This window comes from Gemmata algarum (genome assembly GCF_034097035.1).
Classification (GTDB): Bacteria; Planctomycetota; Planctomycetia; order Gemmatales; family Gemmataceae; genus Gemmata; species Gemmata algarum.
The window spans coordinates 212,717-237,069 of record NZ_JAXBLV010000189.1; the positions used below are offsets into that span (position 1 = coordinate 212,717).

At 69.9% G+C, this 24,353-nt stretch carries 19 protein-coding genes and 1 pseudogene; 3 read left to right on the forward strand and 17 right to left on the reverse strand.

Annotation, left to right across the window (positions count from 1 at the left end; translation table 11 throughout):
- Window positions 1-21 precede the first annotated feature (21 nt).
- From mug to R5W23_RS19145, 11 genes and pseudogenes are all read right to left on the reverse strand, one after another.
- Entirely contained in the window at window positions 22-576 is a 555-nt protein-coding gene (gene mug / locus R5W23_RS19100) for a G/U mismatch-specific DNA glycosylase (protein ID WP_320687660.1), read from the reverse strand.
- A complete protein-coding gene (locus R5W23_RS19105) occupies window positions 573-1,913 on the reverse strand; it encodes a di-heme oxidoredictase family protein (protein WP_320687661.1) in 1,341 nt (446 codons plus the stop codon). The genes mug and R5W23_RS19105 overlap by 4 nt, the downstream gene beginning before the upstream one ends.
- A 97-nt stretch (window positions 1,914-2,010) precedes the next feature.
- Window positions 2,011-2,556, reverse strand: coding sequence for a Uma2 family endonuclease (locus R5W23_RS19110; RefSeq protein ID WP_320687662.1), 546 nt, complete (start codon window positions 2,554-2,556; stop codon window positions 2,011-2,013).
- A gap of 83 nt (window positions 2,557-2,639) precedes the next feature.
- Complete coding sequence (locus R5W23_RS19115; RefSeq protein ID WP_320687663.1) at window positions 2,640-2,882, reverse strand: hypothetical protein; 243 nt, start codon at window positions 2,880-2,882, stop codon at window positions 2,640-2,642.
- Window positions 2,883-2,953: 71 nt separating this feature from the next.
- Window positions 2,954-4,105, reverse strand: a complete 1,152-nt coding sequence (locus R5W23_RS19120) for a Gfo/Idh/MocA family protein (RefSeq protein ID WP_261185837.1) — start codon at window positions 4,103-4,105, stop codon at window positions 2,954-2,956.
- 279 nt (window positions 4,106-4,384) lie between these two features.
- Entirely contained in the window at window positions 4,385-4,609 is a 225-nt protein-coding gene (locus R5W23_RS19125; protein ID WP_261185838.1) for a hypothetical protein, read from the reverse strand.
- Between the two features lie 306 nt (window positions 4,610-4,915).
- A complete protein-coding gene (locus R5W23_RS32740) occupies window positions 4,916-5,332 on the reverse strand; it encodes an SRPBCC family protein (RefSeq protein ID WP_407936149.1) in 417 nt (138 codons plus the stop codon).
- Window positions 5,333-5,344: 12 nt separating this feature from the next.
- A pseudogene (locus R5W23_RS32745) lies at window positions 5,345-5,812 on the reverse strand (SRPBCC family protein); the annotation flags it as partial.
- The gene (locus R5W23_RS19135; protein ID WP_320687665.1) at window positions 5,796-6,149 is read right to left on the reverse strand and encodes an ArsR/SmtB family transcription factor; all 354 of its coding nucleotides are present in this window, start codon (window positions 6,147-6,149) and stop codon (window positions 5,796-5,798) included. The pseudogene R5W23_RS32745 and the gene R5W23_RS19135, both read right to left, overlap by 17 nt.
- Window positions 6,150-6,495: 346 nt before the next feature.
- Window positions 6,496-10,326 (reverse strand): serine/threonine-protein kinase, encoded by a 3,831-nt coding sequence (locus R5W23_RS19140; protein WP_320687666.1) that lies wholly within the window; start codon window positions 10,324-10,326, stop codon window positions 6,496-6,498.
- A 292-nt stretch (window positions 10,327-10,618) separates the two neighbouring features.
- Complete coding sequence (locus R5W23_RS19145; RefSeq protein WP_320687667.1) at window positions 10,619-11,983, reverse strand: HEAT repeat domain-containing protein; 1,365 nt, start codon at window positions 11,981-11,983, stop codon at window positions 10,619-10,621.
- Between the two features lie 170 nt (window positions 11,984-12,153).
- Here R5W23_RS19145 and R5W23_RS19150 point away from each other — a divergent pair, with 170 nt between their 5' ends.
- Entirely contained in the window at window positions 12,154-12,915 is a 762-nt protein-coding gene (locus R5W23_RS19150; protein WP_320687668.1) for a uracil-DNA glycosylase, read from the forward strand.
- A 59-nt stretch (window positions 12,916-12,974) separates the two neighbouring features.
- On the opposite strand, the gene R5W23_RS19155 is transcribed toward R5W23_RS19150, so the two are convergent.
- On the reverse strand, window positions 12,975-15,443 hold the full coding sequence (locus tag R5W23_RS19155; protein ID WP_320687669.1) for a serine/threonine protein kinase: 2,469 nt from the start codon (window positions 15,441-15,443) through the stop codon (window positions 12,975-12,977).
- A 159-nt stretch (window positions 15,444-15,602) separates the two neighbouring features.
- Window positions 15,603-17,180: a serine/threonine-protein kinase gene (locus R5W23_RS19160; RefSeq protein ID WP_261185845.1), complete on the reverse strand. Its 1,578-nt coding sequence runs from the start codon at window positions 17,178-17,180 to the stop codon at window positions 15,603-15,605.
- Window positions 17,181-17,696: 516 nt separating this feature from the next.
- Here R5W23_RS19160 and R5W23_RS19165 point away from each other — a divergent pair.
- Window positions 17,697-19,847, forward strand: coding sequence for a molybdopterin-containing oxidoreductase family protein (locus tag R5W23_RS19165; RefSeq protein ID WP_320687670.1), 2,151 nt, complete (start codon window positions 17,697-17,699; stop codon window positions 19,845-19,847).
- Window positions 19,848-19,914: 67 nt separating this feature from the next.
- On the forward strand, window positions 19,915-20,556 hold the full coding sequence (locus R5W23_RS19170; protein ID WP_320687671.1) for a GNAT family N-acetyltransferase: 642 nt from the start codon (window positions 19,915-19,917) through the stop codon (window positions 20,554-20,556).
- Here R5W23_RS19170 and R5W23_RS19175 read toward each other — a convergent pair.
- The 4 genes from R5W23_RS19175 to R5W23_RS19190 all read right to left on the reverse strand — a co-directional run bounded on the left by R5W23_RS19175 (window position 20,546) and on the right by R5W23_RS19190 (window position 24,178).
- Window positions 20,546-21,022, reverse strand: a complete 477-nt coding sequence (locus R5W23_RS19175) for a hypothetical protein (RefSeq protein ID WP_320687672.1) — start codon at window positions 21,020-21,022, stop codon at window positions 20,546-20,548. The two genes, R5W23_RS19170 and R5W23_RS19175, sit on opposite strands and share 11 nt — an antisense overlap.
- Window positions 21,023-21,086: 64 nt before the next feature.
- Window positions 21,087-22,082, reverse strand: coding sequence for a DUF1559 domain-containing protein (locus R5W23_RS19180; RefSeq protein WP_261185849.1), 996 nt, complete (start codon window positions 22,080-22,082; stop codon window positions 21,087-21,089).
- Between the two features lie 179 nt (window positions 22,083-22,261).
- The gene (locus tag R5W23_RS19185; RefSeq protein WP_320687673.1) at window positions 22,262-22,993 is read right to left on the reverse strand and encodes a DUF4058 family protein; all 732 of its coding nucleotides are present in this window, start codon (window positions 22,991-22,993) and stop codon (window positions 22,262-22,264) included.
- 24 nt (window positions 22,994-23,017) lie between these two features.
- The gene (locus R5W23_RS19190) at window positions 23,018-24,178 is read right to left on the reverse strand and encodes a cystathionine gamma-synthase (RefSeq protein ID WP_320687674.1); all 1,161 of its coding nucleotides are present in this window, start codon (window positions 24,176-24,178) and stop codon (window positions 23,018-23,020) included.
- Between the last annotated feature and the right edge of the window lie 175 nt (window positions 24,179-24,353).

The following is a 24,353-nucleotide window of genomic DNA, read 5'->3' on the forward strand; positions in this document are numbered from 1 at the left end:
GTGCGCGTCGGTAGCAAGAGATCAGCCCGCCGCCTCGCGAAGTTGGCGGAACACCTTCACCAGATCGTCGCCCTGGTAATGAGCGTTGAGGCCGCTCGGGTTGGGCAGCACCCACACCCGCGTTTCGCCGATCGGTTCGGGTTGAAGCCCGATGACCGCCTTGGGCCGCGCGAACCCGACCCGGTACGCACCGATGCCGAGAACCGCGAGGTACTTGGGGGCGAAGGCGAGGACCTTCTCGCGCAGCGCCGCACCGCCCGTCACGTACTCGTCGTTGGTCAGTTCGTCCGCACCGACCGTGGCCCGCGCGACCACGTTGGTGATCCCGTATCCGAGTGGGAGCAGTTCCAGCTCCTCGCTCGGGTCGAGCAGGCGGGGCGTGAACCCCGCGCGGTGAAGGGTCGGCCAGAAGCGGTTGCCCGGCCGTCCGAAGTGATGCCCGATCGCGGCCGTGTACAGCCCGGGATTGATGCCGCAGAACAGCACTTTCAAACCGGGGCCGATCACATCGGGAACGGTTTTGTTCTGGGCCGCCCGGAGTTCGGCCGGGGTCGGCGGTTTGCTCTTCGCACTCACTTGCGACTCAACTTCGTGATCGACGGGTCGCGGAGCCGCGGCGCGTCCGGCGGTGCCTTCAGCGAGCCAAGGAAGGCGAGCAGGGCGGCCTGCTCGTCGGCGCCGAGAGATTTAAACCTCTCGCTCACGCTCTTCGCGTCTCCGCGGTGACGCAGGATCGCGTCCTTGAGGGTCGGCGACGCGCCGTCGTGGAAGTACGGCGCTGAATCCGCGACGCCCCACAGCGGCGCGGTCTTCCACTCGTTCAACCTCGGCTCACCGTCGGCACGTTCCGCCAGTTGCAGTTCGGGCGGCGGGGCGGTGTTGTACTCGTCCCGACCACCCGGGGGCGGCGGGTCTTCGAGTGTGTACAACAGGAAGTCACTGTACACGCCTTTCACCCCGCCCATGTCCGGAACGTGGCAAACGGCGCACCCGATCGTGTGGAACACGTGCTTGCCTCGTTCGGTGTTCGGCCCGTCGGCGGTTTCGACGGGTTTGGGCAGTGTTTTCACGAACGCGACCAGCGCCCGGAACTGCTTCTTGTCGAGATCGGGCTCAACGGACGGGCTCGGTCCGGAAAGCGGCTTCGCTTGTTCGGTCAGCGGCGTGCCCAGGCCGAGTTCGTTGGCACATGCGGCGGCCACAAACTCTTCCAGGGTGGCGAACTGCGCTTTCCAGCCGAATTTCCCGATCCCGCCCGCCACCCGGCGTGCCCGACCAATGGGAATGTTGTCGAACTCGAGACACATTTCACGGCCGGCGGCGCGGAGCCCGCGGTTGCGCTCGTTCCGCAAGATCGCGCGGTCGGAGATCAGATCGACCCACCCCGCCCCGAACAGCGCGGTGGTCTGTACGGGCTGCGTGCGGACCGGATCGAAATCGGGGATCGTGACGTTGGTGGCGCAGTGCCCCGCGTTCGTGATCGTGCGCCCCTTAATCACAGGGAACAGGGTGCGGAGGGTCCGCTCCGTTTCCCGAAGCGACGGGTTGGTGCTGAAGTTGTGAACCGTGCCGGTGCGGAAGGTCGGGTCGCTGGGGCGCGAGTGGATCTCAAAGCTCATCGCGTTGTGTTCGACGTTCCCGCCGCCACCGAGCCCGCCCTGGAAATGGCAGGTCGCGCACGACTTCGCGTTGAACACCGGCCCGAGACCGTCGCCGTGGGCGAGCGGGTCGTTGGGCGCCCACTCGCGCTCGAACAGCTCGCGCCCTTCGGCGATTTCGGACGCCCTCGCGGTCGGCCCCCAGAGGATCGGCAGCCCGTCCGAGAAGAGGAACCAGTACCCGAGCACCGCGGCGGTGCCGAGGGTCGTGAGGTAGATGAGCTTGCGTTGTGCGGCCAGCGACAGGTTGCGCATGGGTCGGTCCCGAAGGTGACGCACGAGAGGTGGAGTCAGCCGAACGACGACGGACCGCGAAGGTCATTTCAGCGCGGCGCCGAAAAGGCGCGGTACGTCAGGCGAACAGGTCGGACACCTTGCACGCGAACCCGGGCAGCACGTCCCCGCCGTCGAGGGTGTCCGAGACTTCAAATGTCCGAACGGCCGGCCCGCGGAACTCGGCAACGAACCGGAGGGACGGATCAACCAGCCACAGCACACCGACACCGAACTCAACCAAGAGCCGCACACGGCGCATAACATCGGAGTACGGTTCACCGGCATCAACGACTTCGAACGCCGCGTCCGGTGGGCGAGTCGGCCAACCGTGTTCGAGCGGGAGGTCGGTTCGGTCGCTCCAGAACGCCGCATCCGGGCCGGTCACCGTCGCGGGGTCGCGGGCGATCACCAACCCACAGCGCAGGGAGGCGGAGCCGGTCCCGCGGCGCTGCTGGTACTCGCCCAACAAGCCACAAATGTTCCCGCACACCAGCCCGTGTTGTGCGGAGTGAAAAGGTCGGTTAACCACGCGTCCGGCGATGAGATCATCAATCCCGTTGTCCGGATCGGGCAACCGGGCGTACTCTTCGAGCGTTACGAGAGCTTGCGCGGGCGCGGACATCGCTCCTTCCTCCTGCGCGGCGAGCATACCGCCCGCCGTCGGTCGCACACAACCTCGGCTCGTGCGAACGATCACCTTCGGCGCTACACCCGTTCATAGAAGCCAGCCCAGCCCGTCGGCTCGGGATACGTCGCTTGCACCGCCGTCCGAACCGCAACTTGCTGAGTTGCCCACCACGCCCGAAAGTTGTCCCAATACTCCTCGCCCTCGCCCATCCGCCAGCCGATAGAAGCTCGCGGGACCGACGGGTATTTGATCCACGGCGGCATCATCATCCCGTCCGCGTCGAATGTGGGGACCGGCGGATCAGGGAATGGATCGTCCACCTTGGCTACCCCAATAGCCTCGATCGAGCGAACCGGCGGTCCCGGCGGGACCGCCGTTAAACCGCTGAGGGCTACGCCTTCGCCACGTCGACCCACTTTTGGCCCTTCGCGGAATCGAGTATGGCGTCGAGCACGCACTGCGTTTCGAGCGCGTCCTTGAACGTCGGGCCTTGCGGCGTGCCGCTCTCCAGCCCCTGAATGAAATCGGCCACCTGGTGCGTGAAGCTCGAATCGTAGCCGATCGCCAGCCCCGGCACCCACCAGTTTTTCATGTACGGGTGGTCGCCGCCGTTGTCGGTGACGTGGATGCTCGACCAGCCGCGGAGCTTGCCCTCCACCTTGTAGTCGAAGATCTGCAACCGGTGCAGGTCGTGCAGGTCCCAGAACAGCGACATGTCCTCGCCGTTGATCTCGAACGTGTACAGCGCCTTGTGCCCGCGGGCGTACCGGGTGCTCTCGAAGTTCGCCAGCGACCCGTTCTCGTACCGACCCATGAACGTGCAGGCGTCGTCGATGCTCACCTTCTCGACCTTGCCGGTCAGGGTGTGCATCCGCTCCTTCACGAACGTCTCGGTCATCGCGCACACGCTGTCGAGCCGGCCGTTCAGCCAGATGCTCGTGTCGATGCAGTGGGCGAGCAGGTCCCCGCTCACCCCGCTGCCGGCGGCGGCGGCGTCGAGGCGCCACAGCCCCTGCCCGCCTTGCGGCAGGTCCGATTTGATCGTCCAGTCCTGGAGGAACTTGGCGCGGTAGTGGAAGATCTTGCCGAGCCGGCCCTCGTCGATCAGCTTCTTGGCGAGGGTGACCGCCGGGATGCGGCGGTAGTTGTACCACACCATGTTCGGCACGCCGGCCTTCTCGACCGCCGCGACCATTTCGCGCCCCTCGGGCACGTTCATCGCCAGCGGCTTCTCGCACAGGATCGCCTTGCCCGCGGCGGCGGCGGCGATGGCGATCTCCTTGTGCATGTTGTTGGGCGTGCAGATGTCGATGACATCGATGTCTTTGCGCTCGATCAGCTTGCGCCAGTCGGTTTCGGTGGACGCGTAGCCCCACTGGTCGGCGAACTTTTTGACCTCGTCGGCGTTCCGGGCGCAGGCCGCCTGGAGCACGACCTCGTGGTTCGACGGGAAGAACTGGCCCACCTGCTTGTACGCGTTCGAGTGGGCGCGGCCCATGAACCCGTACCCGATCATGCCGACGCGAAGCGGTTTCTTGGCCATCGGAGAGGTCTCCACGGTTGGTGGCGGTGTGGTTGAGGTGGTATGCTCCTGCAACGATACCGGGGGCGGATTCGTTCGGCCATCCGGGGCACCGACGCGACCGCATTTTGTGAGGCCGGATAAAACGGGTGGCGGCGCGCCGCGGGCTGGCGCGGTGTGTAACGGGAGCGGTCGCAGCATGTGTAGGGGCGCTGGCGTCGGCGGCCACGTACCGGCACGTCCCGTCGGACCTTACCCAGGACTATCTCACGGCCCGGCGCTCCGGGACGGAGCACCGGTTTACGACCCGCTCCCGGCGGCGTGGGCGCATCCGGGGGAGACTGGCACGGTTACGAGCGACCCGCCGCCGCCGTACATCCTCGCGCTCGCCCCGCTGGGGCTACTACCGTACCCGATCGCGTTCCTGCTGTTGGCGGCAGCTAACGTTGCGGCGAACACCAAGCGCGGCGTGTCGTCGTCGAGGTCGTTCAAGATCGCGTCAATGAAACCGGCGAGTTCAGACATCGGACGTCGCACGAATTGGAATCGCCGACCGGGTTCAATTGCTTACCCGGTCGGCAAATCTCGTGATTGCCTGGATGCTAAAGTGTGCAATCCCCGCCGTCAATCCGACGGATGGAGCGCGGCGGGCCACACTCAACGCCCGTCTCTGGTCTTGAGTGTGGCCCGCTCGCTCCGCGAGCGGTTGCTTCGAGCACCGGACCACAGTTACGAATCGCAGCCCCGACCGCTTCGCAACCGCTCGCGGAACGAGCGGGCCACACTTAAGACCAGAACCTCGTTTCCCAAAAATGTACTTCGCGGGCGCGGTTACGCGGTCGCGAGGTGCCGCGCGAGCCGGTCGAAGTTCTGCTCGTTCGCGGCAGCCACGAACCCGCGGACCCGCTGGGCTTCTGCCGCGTCCTCGAACCGCATGCGCCACGTCAGCCGCGTCCGCCCGCTCTCGTCGTCGAACGTCATGGACATCCGGAACCGGTGGACCGGCTCGATGTGGTCGAACACCACCCGGGAGGGCTCTGCAACCTCGGCGAACACGCTTTCGTTGTGGTAGTCGGCGCCGTCGGGGCCGTGCATCACGAGCTTCCAGACGCCGCCGGGGCGCGGGTCGAACGCCTGGATCGTGTTCGTGAACCCGTCCGGTCCCCACCAGTGCTTCAGTTGTTCCGGGTCGGTGAACGCCCGGAACAGGCGCTCGCGCGGCGCGTCGAACACGCGCGCGTTGACGATTTCGCCGCCCGCCCCGGCGAGTTCCGCGACGCGCGCCGCGAACCGGTCCAGTGTCTGCCGCCCGCCCTCGACGGCCCCGTACTCACGGGCCGCGCGGTCGCGCGCCGCGGCCGTCGGGAACACCGCCCGTAACGTCACCCGGGTCTTCCCGCCCGCGTCGTCGAAGGTCACGGTGGTGCGGAACTCGACGTGTTCGGCGGCCTCGCCCTCATGTTGGTACACGAGCTTCGCGGGCCGCTCGACGGCGAGGTACGTGATCACGTTCGGGTAGTCGGTGCCGTCCGGCCCATGCATCACGAACCGCCACGTCCCGCCGGGGCGCACGTCCATCACTTCCGTGGTCGTGGTGAAGCCGTTCGGCCCCCACCAGTTCGACACGTGCGCCGGATCGGTCCACGCGCGAAACACCAGTTCGCGGGGCGCGGCGATGTCGCGAACAGTTACGATCTCGCGGTCCGCCGTGTCATTCGCTGCCGCCATTCGGTTTCTCCTGCGTTTGCAGTTGCTGGAGGTACTGGTCGAGCCGGTCCAACCGCTCGCCCCACAGCCGCTCGAACGTCTTGACCCAGTCGTGGATCGGTCGGAGCCCGTCGGCGTTGAGGGAGTAGAGCCGCTGCTGCCCGGCCCCGCGCACCCGCACCAGCCCCACCTTCCGCAACACGCCGAGGTGTTTCGACGCCTGCGGCTGGGTGAGCTTGAGGGCCTGCACCACGTCGGTGACCGACCGCTCGCCCCGCGCGAGCAGATCGAGGATGTCGCGCCGCCGCGGTTCGCCGACCGCGCTGAAGGCGTCCAAGGTTGTAGGTGAGCGGGACATAGGGACAATATATTCCGATATGAGAATATTTCGAGGTCAGTAGTCGAACCGCTGCGAATTGTACCGGGTGAGCGTGTCTTGGGCGTCACAGCGGGTGCGACGGAGTGGCGGACGGGTGCGTTCCAATCGTCGGTCCCGTCCTCAAACGAGGCCAGACCCACGCCTCCAGGGACCGCACCTCAGGGCGGAGGGCGTCATCGGCCGCTCATGAGGTGCTTTTTCTTGTGGCGCAGGCATTGTGGTCTACACAACCCACAGACGCCGCGCAGACCACAATGCCTGCGCCACAAAGGCGCACGGACGGTGAATGAGGCGACGCTCGGCGCGGGTCCTGCGCGCGTGTACGTCACATCCGTGGTAGTGCGGGTGGGAGGGCCAGGTTCGGTGCGGCGGAGCGCACGTCGGCGCGCCACCGCTTCACGGCCCCGTCGCGGCTCACGCTGACGAGCGCGCCGCCGTCCGCGGTGAACGCCACCTGCAGCACGCGGTCCGCGTGCCCGGTGAGCGCCAGCCGCTCGCGGCCCGCGACCGGGTCCCACAGGATCACCGTGCGGTCGTCGCTGCCGGACGCCAGCGTCCGGCCGTTCGGGTTGAACGCCAGCGCGTGAACCGCCCCGCCGTGCCCGGTCAGGTACCGGTCGGCCGCGAGCCGCCCGCCGTCGTCCACTTCCCACAGCCGGATGAGCCCGGCGGAATCGCCGGTCGCGAGCCGGGTGCCGGAGGAGTCGAACCCGAGCGCCTCGACCCGGGCCGCGCCGTGAGCCGACGGCTGATCCGCGAGTATCGCGCCGCCGAGCGTAACCACCCGCACCCCGCCCCCCACACCGACCGCTAACCAGTCCCGCGACGGGTGGAACGCGAGTTCCCGTGCGTCCGCCGCGGGCATCACCAGATCCCCGCCCGGAAGGACACCGGGGCGGGTGCTCGCGGCGCGGATCGCGCGCAGGTCGTACTTCCGCACCCCGGTGGGGTCGAGCGTGACCAGCCAGCGTCCGGCGGGGTCGATGCCGAGGGTGTGAACGGGGTGCGCGGTTCGCACCGACACCGGGGTGACGCCGCCCCGCGCCGGGCGCGGCCCGGGCGGGGGGGGCTGCCAGATGAGCAGTTCGTCCTTTGTGGCGACCGCGAAGGTGCGCCCGTCGGCGGAGGCCGTCGCGGCGCGGGCCGTCGGGCGGGCGGCCCCCGACCAGTACGGGAGCGGGGTCAGCCACATCGGCCCCGCGGGGGCGGGCGGGCGCCCGGGCGGGGTGTAGTCGACCGCGGCCACGCGCACCCGGCCGAGGTCGTCCACCGCCACCAGCGCCGAGCCCATGCGGTTCAGCGCGAACGCGCTCAGCGCCTGGGCCGGTTTCCCGCCCGCGTCGCGGGCCAGCCGCAGCACGTCGTCCGGTTCGTGGGCGCGGGTGCCGGTCTGCCACACCACCGCCGCCCCGTCCATGCCGGCCGACACGACCGCGCGCCGGTCCGGGCTGAACGCCACCGCGTTGATCTGCTGCGAGTGCCCGACGAGCTGGCCGCGCTCGCCCCCGTCCTCCGCGTCCCACAGCCGCACCGTCTTGTCGAACCCGGAGCTCGCGAGCTGCCGCCCGTCGTCGCTGAACGCCAGCGCGTAGATGGTCGCGGTGTGGCCGAACAGCCGGCGGTCGCGCCACGCCTGCGTGTCGAACAGCCGGACGTGCGGCGACAGCCCGTTGTTCACGGTGGCGACCGTGCGCCCGTCCGGCGAAACGGCCACCGCGCGGACCGCGTCGGCGTGCGCGGGCAGCGTGCGGACCGATTTGGTGCCGTCGGCGGAGAGCACCCGGGCGAGGTGGTCGGCGCCGCCGGAGACGAGGTAACTGCCGTTCCGCGCGAACGCGACGCAGAGCACGCCCCCGGCGTGCGCGCCCAGCTTCTTCTGCTCCCACACCGGGCGGGCGTCGGGCGCGGCGGCGGCGCGGGCCAGCGCCACGGCTCGCGCGCCGGGGCCGCCGAGGGCGGCGAGGTCGGACGCCGCGGGGCGCCACCCGGACAGGTCCCACCACCGCAGGAGCCCGTCGTCGCCGCCGCTCACCAGCGTCCGCCCGTCCGGAGCGAACGCGACGCAGTTCACGCCCTTCGGACCCGCCCGGAGCACCGCCGCGGCTTGCAGCTCCGGCACCCCGACGAACCGGCCCGCCAGCGGGGGGACCCAGTTGGGGAACACCCCCGCGACCCGCTTGGCGGTCGCGATCACGTCCAGCGGCAAGAGCCACAGCCGCACGGTGCCGTCCGCGCCCGCGGAGGCCAACGTGGTGCCGTCCGGGCTGAACGCGAGCCCGTGGACGGCGCCGGCGTGCCCGGCAAACGTGACCCACGTGTGCCCGTGGCGCGGGTCCCACACGCGAACGGAGCCGGCGTCGCCGGCGGTGGCGACGAGCGCGCCGTCCGGGGCGTACGCGACGGCCCGCAGCGGGTCGTCGGGGCCGTGGTCCAGGTACGCCCGGTCGTCGCGCTGGCACAGGCGGCGCAGGTACGCCCACGCGAAGTCGCGCAGGTCCGGCGGGCACCGGGACTCGTCCTCGAGCAGGGCGGCCGCGCGGAACGGGTCGCGCTCGCACAGGATCGCCACCTGCGCGAGCTGGAGCGCGTACGCGGCGCGGCGGGTGCGCTGCGTCTCCAGCTTCAGCTCCTCGGCCTGGGCGACCGCCCGGTTGCGCTGCTCCTCGTTCTTCGCGGCCAGCTCCTCGGCCCGCCACCGCTCGGCCTCCGCGCGGCGCCGCTCGTCCTGCGCGGCCCGCGCCTCGTGCTCCTTGGCGTCCTTGGCGTCCCGGACCCGCACGTACGCCACCGACAGCACCGCCACCAGCGCGACCGCGGCGACCGCGGTGGTCGCGAGCAGCACCGCCAGCGACGGGTGCCGGCCCGCCCACTTCACCCCCCGCCCCCACGCCGACAGCGGGCGCGCCCGGATCGGCTCGCCGTCCAGGAAGCGGCGCAGGTCGGCGGCCAGGTCGGCGGCGCTGGCGTACCGGCGCGCCGGCTGCTTCGAGAGGCACTTGAGGCAGATGGTTTCGAGGTCGCGGGGGACCGGGGCGTGCAGCCGCTTGGGCTGCACCGGGTCGTCGTGGAGCACCTGCAAGACGGTGTCGAGCGGGGTCTCGCCGCGGAACGGGGGCCGCCCGGTGAGCAGCTCGTACAGGATCGCGCCGAGCGCGTACACGTCGGCCGGCGGCCCCACGTCCCGGCTCTTACCGCCGGCCTGCTCGGGGGCGATGTAGCTCGGCGTGCCCATCACCGCCCCGGTGCGGGTGCCGCCGCCGTCCGCCTGCGTCTCGTCGAGCCGCTTGGCCAGCCCGAAGTCGGTCACCTTGGGCCGCCAGTCGCAGGGGCGCGCCGCGGCCGTGCCCGCCGCGGCGCGGGTCTCGGCCCGGCTCTCGTCGTCCGCCGGCCCCGCGTCTTGCGTCAGCAAGATGTTGCCCGGCTTCAGGTCGCGGTGGACGATCCCGGCGGCGTGGGCGAACTGGACCGCCCGCGCGAGCAGCTCGACGAGTTCGGCGGCCCGCCGGCCCTCCCACGGCGCGCCGGTGAGGCTCTGGGCGAGGCTCCCGCCGTCGACGAACTCCAGCGCGAGGTACGGGTGCCCGTTCGCCTCCCCGATGTCGAAGATCTGGACGATGTGCGAGTGCTGGAGCGCCGCCACCGACTCCGCCTCGCGCCGGAACCGCTCGCGCTCGGTCGCCCCGGCGTGCGCGCCGGAGAGGATCATTTTGAGCGCGACCACGCGGTTCAGGTTCAACTGGCGGGCCTTGTACACCACGCCCATCCCGCCGCGCCCGACCTCGTGCAGGATCTCGTACCCGGGAACCTGCGGCGGGGTGAAATCGACCGTGTCGGCGCGGCCGAACGGGACCACGCTGCTCGGCGGGCCCGAGACGGTGCCCGTGTCCGGGCCGGCCTCGGGCGGCACGAACCCGACGAGCGAGCGGAACGACGGGTCCGGGGTGTCGGCGCCGCCCGGGTGAACGAACGTGACCGTCAGCGCGTCGCGATCCTGGGTGGGGCGCGGGGCCGCCCCACCCTCGCCGGCGAGCACGAGCACGGACGGCTCGTCGGCCGTGAGCAGAACGGCGGTGCCGCCGCACACCGGGCACACGCTCGCGGTCCCGCCCGGCGGGTCCCACACGTGGCCGGACGAGCAGCGAAAACCACCGGCCATGTCGGGAACCTCGTGGAACGGGCTCACCCGCAATTATCCCCGCGACCGCGCCCGATTCAAGCACCCGAACGTAACCGGAGGGGTGAAGAGCGGAGGAATGAGAAGTGAGGAGCGAAGAACGGGGGGCGGGGAATGAAGAGTAAGAAGTGAGGCGCGGGGAACCGGGGCGATCCTTGACGGAAACGACCGAGGCGCGAGCGGCAACAACTTGACGATAGCGTGTTGGGCACCACCGCTGTTGTCGCTCGCGACCGAAGGCCCCGCGCTCGTTCTGGTTTCCGGCCCCTCCGTCCTACTTTTTCGGCTGGTCCGGCGGAAAGGTCGTTGTGCCTTTCGCGTCCTCGATGCTCTTGATCGCCTTCTCGACCAGTGTGATTAGCGCCTCGTTGTTCTTCTTGTTCTGAAGCTCCCCGGCGGTGAGCTTTTCGGCCGGCTTGGACCCGCCGATCTTCTCGCCCTCTTTCCTGATTTCGGTGACGAATTTGCGCAGCTCCGGGAGGGCACCTTTCGCCCCGCCGCCCATCGCCTCCAGCACCTGCACGGCCGCGATCGTGAGTTGCAGCGGTTGGTCCTTCTCCCGCAGGAGCCCGGCCACCGCCTCCAGTTTCCGCGCGCCGGCCTCGCCCATGATCGCGATCGCCTGGAGCGCCTGCACCCGCACCCCAACGTCCGGGTTGGTGAGGTGCTTGGCGAACGCCTCCAGGTTGTCCTCGTTGACCTCTTTCGGGTCGAACCGCATCAGCACCAACCGTGCCCAGATCTCCACCTGACGGTCCTTCTCCAGGCCGACCACCTTGTGCTTCGGGTCGCCGACACGGGCCTTCATGTACTTGATGATGACCGCCGCAGACTCTGTCTTGATGGCGGGGGGCGTTTTGTCGCCCGGCTTCTTCACCTCCGCCCACGGCGGCCCGAGGTACAGGAGCGACTGAAGGGCTTCCATGCGGACCGCGGCGCTCTCGTCCCGGGCGAGCCGGTCGGCGAGGGCGGTGAGCGCCTTCATGTTCGGGCCGGTCGATTCGTTGCCCCCGACCCGGCCCAACGAGTGCGCGATCACCCGGCGGGTCTCGTAGGACACGTCGGTCATCGCGGTGCCGGTGAGTGCCGTGACGGCGGGCTCGCCCTTGTACCCGAACCGCGTGATCGTCTGCACCGCCTGGTACCGGGACGGGCCGCCGCTCTGCGCGGTGTCAATGATCTGGGCCAGGATGCGAATCGCTTCCTTGTTGTCGGCCTCCGAGTCGAACGCGATCTCGCCGACCGCCCCCCACACCGCGAACCGCACCCCCGGGTCCTTTTCGGCCACCATGCGCCGGAGCAACAGCTTGCTGACCTCCCCCTTCTGGGCGGGCGGGCCGAACCCGGGCAGCATCTTGGCCGCGAACTCGCGGGCCGTCGGGTCCGGGTCCTCCATGTCCCTCATCACGGCTTTGATGTCTTTGCCGTTGATCTCGGTCGGCCACCGCGGTTCGGGCGCCTTGGTCGGCTCCTTCTTCTCCGGCTCTTTTGTCTCGGGTTCCTTCTTGTCCGGCTCTTTGGGCGGTTGCGCGGCGGCGAGCGCGCCGAACATGAGCGCCGCGAGCAGAGCCAGCGCGGCGCGCGAAACGACCCTGGCCCCTGGGGCGGGGCGTGAAGGGGACGGTGGGAGGGGGTACATAACGGGACCTCGGTTGGCTCTTCCCCAGAGCGGCGTACCGACCAGCATACCCGCGCCGGCGGCGCGGCCGCAACGCCTTCTCGGCGCCGGCGCGGCCCCAGCGTCCCTGACATTGATGGCCGGAGGGCGCTTCCGATACTGTTGGGGTGGAGCACGCGCGAGGAGGGGCGATGTCCGACGGGCCGATCGATTTGGTTCAGCAACTGCGGGCGCACCTCGACTCACTCGGGGCCGCCGGAGTGCTGTTCGCACCCCGCGGCGAGCCGCTCGTCATCGCCCGCCCGGCCCCACGCGCGGAAGTCGTTCCACCGGAAGAAGTAACGCCGGCCGAAGATCCGCTGGAAACGCGCCGCCGGGGGCTCGCCACGCTCGCGAGCGAGGTGAGCAACTGTGGCAAGTGCAGCGAGCTGTTCTCCACCCGGCTGCGGGCCGTGTTCGGCACCGGGCCGCTCGACCCGGAGGTGGCTTTTGTGGGCGAAGCCCCCGGTTCCGAGGAAGACGCGCAGGGAGAGCCCTTTGTCGGTAAGGGCGGGCAGCTGCTGCGGCGCATCATCGCCGCGTGCCAGTTGCCGTCGGCGCAGGAGTACCTGCTCAACATCATCAAGTGCCGACCGCCGCGGAACCGCCCGCCCACGATGGCCGAGTGCGGCAACTGTCGCGACATCTTCCGCCGGCAGTTCGAACTCGTGAGGCCGAAATACCTTGTGGCACTGGGGCTCACGGCCTCGCGGCTGCTCAGCGGCAAGGTCAGCGTGACCACGCTGGGCGCGCTCCGCGGCCAGGTTCACGAGTACCGCGGGGTTCCGCTGATCTGTACGCACCACCCGAACGACATCGATGCGGACGGGACCGGGCGGCTGAAACGCGAGACCTGGGACGATATGAAGTTGTTGCTGCGCACAATGGGCCGCGACGTGCCTGTTGCGAAGTGATACCGACTCTCGGCTTGGTGTCCGTGAGCGTTGGTCCGCGAACCTCCGCAAGCTGGCGTTCAGTTCGCGCCGACGCGGCTTCCCCCGGCGGTCGGCGGGTTCACCGGGAACCGCAGGAACGCCGCGTCGTCGTTCGGGTTGGGGTCCGGTAGCCGCGGGGTCTCGGTCTTCGTCGCGGCGAGCGGGGCGCCCGGGCCGCACGACGGGTCGCAAAGGTTGTTCTCCGCCGCCAACCCGGGGACCGCCGCCGGGGCCTTCAACAGCTCGTCGGTCTTTGCGAAGTAGTTCAGCGCGATCTTGTACGAGTGCCCGGTGCCGAGTTCTTTCGCCAAGCCGTCGAAGTGGAACCCGATCGGCATCTGGTAGAACGTGTTGTTGGTGAACGTGCAGCGCATCGGGCGCCCGCCGGGACGGGCGAGCGACACCCCGGCGGCCGTCAGGTGATAGAACCGGCAGTTCGACACCTCGAAGTCGATCGCCGGGCCGTCGAACAGCACCCCGGACCGCCCCGGCCCCTCGAACCGACAGTTCCGGACGGTGACGAACTTGTTGTCCAGACCGCCTGTGGCGAGGGAGAGCAGGCCGGTCTCGCCCGTCGCGGGGAGGGCCACCCGCACCCGGTCCAGTACCACCGGGCGGTCGCGGTCGCCCGCAACGTTCCACAGGTGGACGCCGGTCTTGACCACGTTCCGCACGGTCACGTTCTCGATCACGGTGCCGGGCGCGTTCCCGCTCAACTGCACCCCGATCTCGGCTTGCCCCTTTCCATCGAACTCGAGGTTGTGCAGCCGGAGCCCTTCCGCCCCGCCCGTGTCGAACATCAGACCGCCTTTCGCGAGGGGCTCGATCACCGCGAGCCGGCCGTCCGGCAGACCGGACTCAATGGTGACGTCCTTGTGCTTGTGCTTGTCGAGGCGGACGGTCGGCTCGGTGAGCCGGGGCTCGGTGATGACGATGGTGTCGCCCGGGCCGACTTTGGCGACCGCCTCGCGGAGCGACCCGACCGCGTTCTCGCCTCCGGCCTTCGACACGATGATGCGGCGGCTCGCGGGTGGGGGGGGCAACAGGGCGGTCGAGACCGTCTTACCGGCGAAGAAAGCGAAGTAGGCACCGGCGCCGGCCGCGGCGACCAGCAGGGCGGCGGCGACCAGCAGCACGAGCGCCTTGACCATGCCGCCCTGACGCGGGGCCGCTTGCGTGCCCTTGCGGACGCGCGACGGGCGCTCCTCCTCGTCCTCGGGCGGCAGGGGCAGTGCCTCCGGGCGCGCCGCGCCTTTGTCTTTGGCACCCGTGTCGAGGTTCGCCCACACGGCCGGCGTGCCGGCGGCGACGGGCGGCGGCGTGACGACGGTCGCGGCGGTCGAGAGCGTGTGCGGGCGGGCCAGTCCGACGGCGGTCGTGGCCCCGGACACCAGCGAGGCCGGCCCCGCGCCGCGCCCGCTGCCGACGACCGCGGGGGACAGGACCGGCATCTCGCGCTCGGCCGGCGGCGGGATGGGCGCCGTCACCCACTCCGCCAGAGCCGCCGTCACCTCGACGGGCGTTTGGTACCGCCGGGCCGGGTCCTTGGTCATCATCTTCTCGATCACGGCGACGAGTTCGTTGGGCAACTCGGGCCGGAGCGATTTGATCGGCCGCGGGACGCGCGTTTGGTGCCAGATGAGCTTTTGCGCGACCGACCCTTCCGGGAACGGCGGGTTGCCGCTGAGCAGGTAGTAGAACGTCGCCCCCAGCGAGTAGACGTCGGCCCGGATGTCCACCGTGTGGCTGTCCATCGCCTGCTCGGGGGCGAGGTAGTCCGCGGTGCCCAGCACGTTCTCGTCGTTCTGACGGGTCAGGTTGTCTTCGGTGTCGTGCGTCAGACGCGCCAGCCCCAGGTCCAGCAGCTTCACCACGCCCGACCGGTCCACGAGGATGTTGCCGGGTTTGACGTCGCGGTGGATCAGGCCCATCTCGTGGGCGTGCTGGAGGCCCACGGCGGCGCCGTAAATGTAGTGGCACGCGCGGGTGATATCGAGCGGCCCGAACTTCTTGACGAGGTCCTGGAGGTTCACCCCGTCCACCCACTCCATGACGAGGAAGTGCAGGTTGTCGTCCTGGTCGATGTCGTAGGCGCGGACGACGTTGGGGTGATCGACCGCCGCGGCGGCCTTCGCCTCCCGGTAGAACCGGTCGAGGCTGGCGCGGTCCTCGGCCCGCGGGAGCGGGAGCACCTTCACCGCGACCCGGCGGCGCATGAGCCGGTGCTCGCACAGGAACACCTGCCCCATCCCGCCGCTGCCGAGCTTCTCCAGCACCTTGTACTTGCCCAGGTTGAACCGCTTGTACTTCCCCTGGAGCAGTTGCTCGGCCTGGAAGTACGTGAGCACGCCGTCGCGGATGAACAGTTGGGCCAACTTGGTCGGGTCGGCGGGGAGCCCTCCGGCGTCGCGCAGCTTCTGGACGTGGCCCCGGAGCTTGGCCTCGTCGACGAGGTTGCTCTTCCGGACCAGTTCCAGCATCTCGTCCGCGGTGGTGGGTGCGGGCATGGAGATCTCCGCTGCGCGACGGGCGGGTCGCATGGCGTTCCGGCGCCCGGGGCGAACCGGCGCGCAGACAGCCGCAAGTATAGTGTACGGCAGAACTCAGGGGTTGTGGATTCCCGAGTTCGAGGGGGGCGCCCGGAGGCGCGACGGGGGGAGGTGGGGTTACACGGGACGCGCGGCGGCGGGCGGGCGGCTCGAGCCCTTCGACCCCTTGCCGATCTGGTACGCCACAACCATACCGCCGGCGAACACCCCGGCGAGCAGGAGGGCCAGGGCCACGACCAGCCACGCCCGGGCCTTTCCGGTCGCCACGGGTCCGCCGGGCGCGGGCCGCTTCCGCGCGGCGCCGGCCCCCGCTTTCGCCCGGGGCGGGATCGGCGCCGTCGGGGAGGCGGCGGCCCGCCCGGTCGAAACCGGGCCGTTGACCGGCGTGTCGGCCCCCGACTTGTATTTGGGCGCCGGAGCGGCGGGCGCGCTCCCGGTCGCGAGCGCCGCGGCGCTCGTGCCGTCGCCGGACCGCACCCGGGGGATGTCGATGGAGCTGCCGCCGGCCCGGGCGAACACCCCGCGGCCGGGGCCGAACAGCGCCCGGGCCAGCGGCAGGTTCGCCCCGGCCCCGGACGTGCTCGGCGGGGCCGCCAGCGCGCGCACCTGCGGGCACAGGACCGGCATCTCGCGCTCCGGCGGCGGGCCGATCGGCGCGTCCGCCCACTCGGCCAGCGCCTCGGCCACCTCGATCGGCTCCTGGTACCGCTCCGCCGGGTCCTTCGCCATCATCTTCCGCAGGACCGCGAGCACCCCGGCGGGCACGTCGCCGCGGAACTCCTCGACCGGCCTCGGCTCGCGCGTCTGGTGGGCCACCAGCTTCGCGGCGATGGTGCCGTCCGGGAACGGGGTCTGGCCGGTGAGCAGGAAGTACAGCGTGCCGCCCAGGGAGTAGATGTCCGCCCGCACGTCCACGACGTTGGTCACCGCCTGCTCCGGGGCCAGGTAGTCGGCGGTGCCGAGCACGCACTTCTCGTCGTACTTCTCGGTGACGCTGTCCTGCTGCTTGTTGAAGAACCGCGCCAGCCCCATGTCCAGCACCTTGATGACGCCGGTGCGGTCGAGGAGCAGGTTCCCGGGCTTGATGTCGCGGTGGACCATGCCGAGCTCGTGCGCGTGCTGCATCCCGACCGCCGCCTGCGCGACGTAGTGGGCGGCCCGCAGCGGGTCGAACGGCCGCTTGTCCATCGCGTACCGGGCGACGATCTCCTGGAGGCTGGCGCCGTCCACGTACTCCATGACCAGGAAGTGGAGCTTCTCGTACTGGTCGATGTCGTAGGCGCGGACGATGTTCGGGTGGTCCAGCGCCGCGACGGCCCGGGCCTCGCGGTAGAACCGGTCCAGGTTGGAGGGGTCGTCGAGCTTCTCGACCGGCAGCACCTTGAGCGCCACCAGGCGCCGCATCAGGGTGTGCTCGCACAGGTACACGGCGCCCATGCCGCCGGCCCCGATCAGTTCGAGGAGGCGGTACTTCGAGCCGATGGTGAACCGCTTGTACCGCCCGAGCTTGAGCTGCTTGGCCTGGAAGAAGGTGAGCAGCCCGTTGTGGACCAGCACCCCTGCGGCCTGGTCCACGGTCGGGGGGGTGCCGGTGGCGCGGTACCGTCCGAGCAACTCGTCGAGCTTCTTGTCCGGAACCAGCCCGCCCTTGCGGACCAACTCCAGAAAGTCGGGGACGGTAGCGGGAACCGGCATTGGTGCTGTCCTTCGGCCCGGAGAGCGGGCGCCACGAGCACGCCCGATGGGGTCATGCGAACTAATCTGCTCGGCCCGGTTGCGCTGAGCAAGGGAGCAGTTCTGTTTTTAACACGAATTCCGCCGTGGCCAAAGTTCCGGCCGTCGCGACCGCAGCGGTCGTGCCGATTGATGCGAACGTGCCCGTGCGGTGCTCCAGCTATCATACCCGGTCGGCCGGTCGCGGACGTAATTCGCTGTGCCGCACCGCACCGCTCTTCGTCGATACCACGCGTGCCCGCGGTTACCATTGGAAGGGTGCTGTGCTATGCGCCCCCGTGCAACCGGCTGGTACGGCTTGAGCGGCCGTGGCCGCACGGGCGCAAGCCGTTTCCGCCCGCTGACCGTTGCTCGGCCTCACGCGCACCTCGGTGTGGGTAGGCGCCGGTTCGCGGGACGGCTAGAGTAAAACCCTCATCCGCCGTACCGGCCGCCGAGCCCATCGGTCGCTGGCGCGCCCACACAGGAACCCGGTTCATGAGCGCCCGGCGCCCCCTCGAGCAGGTCCGCACCGTGAAGGCCGTCTGCCCGCACGACTGCCCGGACACCTGCGGGATGGTCGTCACCGTGGACACCGCCACCGGCCGCGCGGTCGAGCTGCGCGGCGACAAGGAGCACCCGTTCACCCGCGGCGCGCTGTGTCAGAAGGTGTCGAACTACCTCGAACGGGTGTACCACGCAGACCGGCTCCTGCACCCGATGAAGCGCGTCGGGAAAAAGGGCGAGGGGAAGTTCGCGCGCATTTCCTGGGACGAGGCGATCGCCACCATCGCCGCGAAGTTCAAGGAGATCGCGGCCTCCGCGGACGGCCCGCAGGCGATCCTGCCGTACAGCTACGCCGGAACGATGGGCAAGCTGATGTACGCGAGCCTGGACCGGCGGTTCTTCCACCGGCTCGGGGCCAGCCTGCTCGACCGCACCATCTGCGCCACCGCCGGCGCGGCCGGGTGCGACGTGACGCTCGGCACCCGGGCGGTGACCGACCCGGAAGCGGCGGTCAACGCCCGGTACATCGTGAACTGGGGCTCGAACACGCTGGTCACCAACCTGCACTTCTGGAAGGTGCAACTGGCGGCCCGCAAGCTCGGCGCGAAGATCGTCACCATCGACCCGTACCGCTCGCCGACCGCGGCGAGGTCCGACCAGTGGATCGCGGTCCGGCCCGGGACCGACGGGGCGCTCGCGCTCGGGGTGATGCACGTCATCTTCCGCGAGAACTGGCAAGACGACGACTACCTGAGCCGCTACTGCGTCGGCGCCGCGGAGCTGCGCGAGCGGGTGCTGCGCGAGTACGGCCCCGAGCGGGTGTCGCACATCACCGGGCTGCCGGTACCGGAAATCGAGACGTTCGCGCGCGAGTACGCCCGGGCGCGGGAGCTGTTCGGCGGCCCGGCCCTGATCCGGGTGAACTACGGGTTGCAGCGGCACGGCGGCGGCGGGATGGCCGTTCGCACCATCGTGTGCCTGCCCGCGCTGACGGGCGACTGGCGCCACCCGGGCGCCGGCGCGCTGCTCAGCACCAGCAAGGCGTACCCGTTCGACGACCACTACCTGACGCGCCCCGATCTGGTCCCCAAGGGCACGCGCACCATCAACATGGTGAACCTCGCGGAGGCCCTTCACGGGGAACGGCCCGGCCCGTCCGCGGGCGAGGAGACGTGGCCGCCGGTGCGCGCGCTGTACGTGTACAACTCCAACCCGGCGGCGGTGAACCCGGACCAGTCGCGGGTGCTCTCGGGGCTGGCCCGCGAGGACCTGTTCACGGTCGTTCACGACCAGTTCCAGACGGACACCGCGGACTACGCCGACATCGTGCTGCCCGCGACCACGCAGTTGGAGCACTTCGACATCCACAGCAGCTACGGGCACCTGTACGTTCAGGCCAACAACGCCGCGATCGCCCCGCTGGGTGAGGCGAAGCCGAACACCGAGGTGTTCCGGCTCCTGGCCCGGGCGATGGGGTTCGAGCCCGAGCTGTTCGAGGAGAGCGACGAGGCGATCGCCGCGCGGAGCCTGCGCGCGCCGCCGGCTTCGGGTGCGGGGGCGAGTGCCGCACTTGAGGGTATCACCCTCGACGCCACAAAGGCCGGGCCGGTGCGCCTGAACGTGCCCCGGAACTGGGCGCCGTTCGCGGAGGGCAACTTCCCGACGCCGTCGGGCAAGTGCGAGCTGTACTCCGCGCGCGAGGCGCGGGCCGGGCGCGACCCGCTCCCCCACTACGCCCCGCCGCACGAGGACCCGCAAACGAGGCCCGAACTCGCGGCCCGGTACCCGCTGCAACTGCTCACCCCGCCGGCCCCGTCGTTCCTCAACTCCACGTTCGTGAACGTGGACACGCTGCGCAAGTCGGCCGGGGAGCGGACGCTCGAAATGAACCCCGCCGACGCCGCGAAGCGGGGCATCGCGGACGGCCAGATGGTCCGGGTGTTCAACGACCGCGGCCGGTTCCGGGCGCGGGCGGTGGTGGGCGAGAGCGTGAAGCCGGGGGTGGTGGTGTCGCTGGGGCTGTGGTGGCGCAAGTTCACCGACGACGGCGCGAACTGCAACACGACGACCAGCACCGCGACCACGGACTTCGGCGGCGGGGCCACGTTCTTCGACAACCTGGTGGAAGTGACGGCGCTCTAACCGCGACGCGGTCGCGCGTGGTTGCGCGAGCGGGGAGCTGTGATCGTTTTCTGTTGCCCGGAACCGCATGAACATTCCGCCCGCCGTCGATCAAATCACCCGGCGCGACGAGCGGGCCGCGGTGGCGACCCTGAGCGCCGCGTTTGCCGATTACGTCCTGCTCACGGCGCTGTGCCCCGATCCGGAGCGGCGGCGGCGGGTGGCGTGGACGTACTCGCGTCTGCTGTTCCGAATGGCGGCGATCGAAGGCGGGGCGTTCGCCACCGCCGACCGCGCCGCGGTGGTGTGCGCGCTCCCGCCGCGACACGAGTGGCCGACGCCGTGGGCGTTCTTCTGTTGCGGGGCCGTCTCCCTGGGGGTGCATTTGCGCCCCCGGGCGGCCCTGCAAATGATCCGGATCGGGGTCGCGTTCGATGAGGCCCGCGAGCGGCACCTGGGCGCCCGCCCGCACTGGTACGTTCACCTGCTCGGCGTGCGCCCCGGGGCGCAGGGCCGGGGGCTGGCCCGCGCCGTCCTGGCACCGGTCTTCGCCGCCGCGGATCGCAGCGGCGTCCCGGTGTACCTCGAAACGATGCCCGAGGCGAACGTTCCGATTTACCAGAAGCTGGGCTTCGCGCTGGTCGGGCTGCGCGAGCTGCCGGGCGGGCTGCCGAACCACGAACTCGTTCGCGAGCCGGCGCCCGACGGGGGAGCCGGCGTCACGGGCTGACGAGCGGCCCGCCGACCTGCTTGGGTTTCGCGGTCGCGGCGCTCGCGGGCACATCCACGTCTTTGGTGCTCGACGAGGCGGGCAGGTCCGCCTGCACCTCGTACCGGGGGAACAGCGACTTGATGAGCACTTCGCCCGACGTGTCCGACTTGTCCACCTTGTCCGGCTTGGCGTTCGGGTCGAACGCCTCGATCGAGATCACCACCGCCCCGGCGGGCGCCCCGTGCCCGCCCGCGGACGCCGTGTCGTACTTGCCGTCCTTGATGTCCGCGTACCCGCTCGGGCCGCTGCCGCCCTTGGTCGCGTCGGGCGTGAAGTAGATCTTCCCGACCGGGACGGGCTGGCCCTTGAAGGTCACCGTGCCGGACACGCGGTGCGTGCCGTCGCCCCCGCACCCGACCGCCAGGGCACAGGCGACCGCCGCCACCGCGCCGCCGGCGGCGCGAACGAACCTCGATCCGAGCATGTGAGCCGATCTCCGGGAGAGGGAAAGGAGCGGGCCGCCCCGCGGGGCGGCCGGACCGGGGCGGTCAGTTGAGCGAGGCCACCTCGCCGGAGGCGATCGTCGCCAGGGCACGCAGCAGGTTGATGTCGGCGTTCTGGTTGATGAAGCGGACGCTCCCGTCGCCGAAGGCGAAGTTGGCGCCGCCCGTGTGCTGGCTCCCGAAGCTGATGTCGTTGAAGTTGTTGCTGCCGTTGTACACGGTCGAGTTGATCGCGTTGGTCATGTTCTTGCACGACCCGCTCCCGCCGTTGTTCCCGCGGGTCCAACTGCGGTACTGGTGGTACGTCAGGTTGCCGGGCATGTTGACCGAGATCTCGCCCACCATCAGCGTGTTGGAGGTGCCGTCGTTCACGTCCGTCAGTTTCACCAGCCGGTTCGTGGTCACGCTCCCGGACGGGCTCTGGAACTGGCTCAGCATGCCCACCGTGGAGTACGCCCCGTTGGCGCCGCCGCCGCCGAACGGGAAGCTGATCGTGGCGCCATTGTAAGTAAAGCTGGCGGGGTTAACGGCCTGACTGACGCCCGGCCCCATGATGCCGTAGTAGTGCGTCGTGACCGCGGTGGTCAAGTTCCCGTTGGGGTCGAGGTACCGCTTGGAGTCGGGGCCGGACGGGCAGAAGTAGGTGGACACCGCGTTCGCGGCGAGCAAGCCGTTGGCGGTCGAGTTGTACGCCTCGGCGAAGTTATACTTGCTGAACAGGTTCCCCTGCTCGATCTGGGGCAGGATGTACACGAGCCAGCTCGTGCCCATGATCGTGGTGGTATTCCCGGCCGGGTTGGGCTTCGGGTACACGGCGGCCTCGCAGCCCGGCGGCAGCGCGTTCGTCGCGTCGTGGTACGCGTGCAGCGCCAGCCCCATCTGTTTCAGGTTGTTTTGACACTTCATGCGTGAGGCCGCCTCACGCACCTTTTGCACGGCGGGCAGCAGCAGCCCGATCAGGATCGCGATGATCGCGATCACCACCAGCAGCTCAATGAGCGTGAACCCGCGAGCCCGCGGGCGAGAGAGTGGGAGAGACATAGACCGGCTCCAACAAAACCAGAGAAGAAACGGGGGAGAGAATTCGACCCTCCCTTGATACTCCCCACGCGACACACGCCGCAACATTATTTTTGTCGCGGCGAGCGGTTCTCATTGTTCCGGCGCTCTTGGAGGCCGGCAGTTGGGGCGGGGGTGGAATTGTGTGACGGGAGGCGCACCTACAGGCCGGTGGCGTCGATGGCCGCGGTGTAAGTGGTTTCGAGGTCGAGTACGATCACCGGACCGCCGCGCAGCCCGAGCGGCACCACGGGTACCGGCTGCCCCACCACCGCGGCGTAGGGCCACACTTCGAGCTCGTTGGCCCCGGTTTCTCGTCGGTGAACGGGCCGGTACCCCGAGACGTAGGTCGGCGTGTCGGGCATGAACTGGGCCGGTTGCCCGCCGAGCGCCGCGAGCAGAGCGTTGTGAAGGTTCGCGTGCCGCTCGGTTACGACATCAATGATGACGACGCCCACGCCGCGGCGCAGGTAAGCGACGCATTTCGCCACAAATGCCGCACAGGCTGCACCGCGATCCTTGTTGCGCGGGCTGACCAGTTCGATCACGCCCACTAACGACCGCCCGGCCCGTCGCTCGCGGATCTCGACTTCGTGCTCGTCGGGGAAGATGGCGGACAGCGTCAACACGGCCGGAGGGGCCGAAACCAGCGCGGTAAGCGTTCCGCCGCTCCCGTTCAAGCCGCGAGACGGGTCCGGCGGGTCGTCGAGGCGGTACTCGGCTACGTCCACCTCGACCTGCGGCCCCATTCGCACCTCGCTGACCGCCTGAAACTGATCGCGGGGTAGCGTCGTGTTCAAAAAACGCACGAGCGAAATCGCCCACGCCTGGGACATCGTCGTCCACGGGAGCCGACGCCGGTCGGGCGAACGAAAGTGGTCGAGTAACGGCATGGCGTTCCCTCTGATCGCCACATTTTACCCGGCCGTGAGGGCACGTTCGAGGTCGGAGCGAAGGTCGGCCACGTCTTCGATACCGACGCTCAGCCGGATGAGGCCGTCGTCCACGCCGCGGGCCTCGCGCACCTCCTTGGGAATGCTCGCGTGGGTCATCGTGGTCGGGTGGCACACCAGCGACTCCACCCCACCCAGGCTCTCGGCGAGGCTGAACAGTTTCGTGCGCGTCAGGAATGACTTGGCAGCCGGGATACCGCCGCGCAGCTTCAGCGAGATCATCCCGCCGAAGTTCCGCATCTGCTTCGCGGCGACCGCGTGTCCGGGGTGGTCGGGGAGCCCCGGGTAGTACACCTGCGCGACCGCCGGGTGCGCCTTCAGCCACGGGGCCAGTTCCGTCGCGTTGGCGCCGTGCCGGTCCATGCGCACGGCCAGCGTCTTCAGCCCGCGGAGCACGAGGTACGAGTCGAACGGCCCCGGCACCCCGCCGGCAGCGTTCTGGTAGAACTTGATCGGGTCGAGCAACTCCTTCGCGCCGACCACGCACCCGCCGACCACGTCCGAGTGCCCGCCCAGGTACTTGGTGGTGCTGTGGACCACGAGGTCGGCGCCGAGCTTCAACGGCTGCTGGAGGTACGGCGACGCGAACGTGTTATCGACCGCCAGTTTCGCCCCATGCTTGTGGGCCAGTTCCGCGAGCGCGGCGATGTCGAGGATCTGCAACAGAGGGTTGGTCGGCGTCTCGATCCAGACCAGCTTCGTTTTCGGGGTGATAAGCGGCTCGAAGCCCGCGGCGGACGAGTCGTCGGTGTACTTGGCGACGAGCCCCCAGGGCTTGAACACCTTGTCGAGCAGCCGGAAGGTCCCGCCGTACAGGTCCGCGGACGCGACCACCTCGTCGCCCGGGCGGAGCAGCGCGCCGAACACCGCGGTGGTGGCGGCCAGCCCCGACGCGAACGCCAGCCCGCGCTCGCCCTCCTCGAGCGCCGCCAGAGCGGTTTCGAGCGCGGCGCGGGTGGGGTTCCCGCTGCGGCTGTACTCGTACCCCTTGTGCTGCCCCGGGGCGGCCTGGGTGTAGGTGCTGGTGGCGTAGATCGGCACGACGGTGGCACCGGTCGCGGGGTCCGCGTCCTGGCCGGCGTGGATCGCTCGGGTGCAGAAGCCGTGCGCGTGGTCGGTTGACATGACGTTCCTTTCGTGTGGGCGCTACCTCCAGCCTACCGCGACCGCCCGCGGTGCGGCCAGACGGCAGGCGGATTCGCGGTCGCCACGCGGCAGCGTTCAGGAATCCCAGAAGCGTGCGAACGAGCGTGCCGAACGCGAAGGCGATTGGCTCGGCGCTCTTGCCGGACAGGTCGGA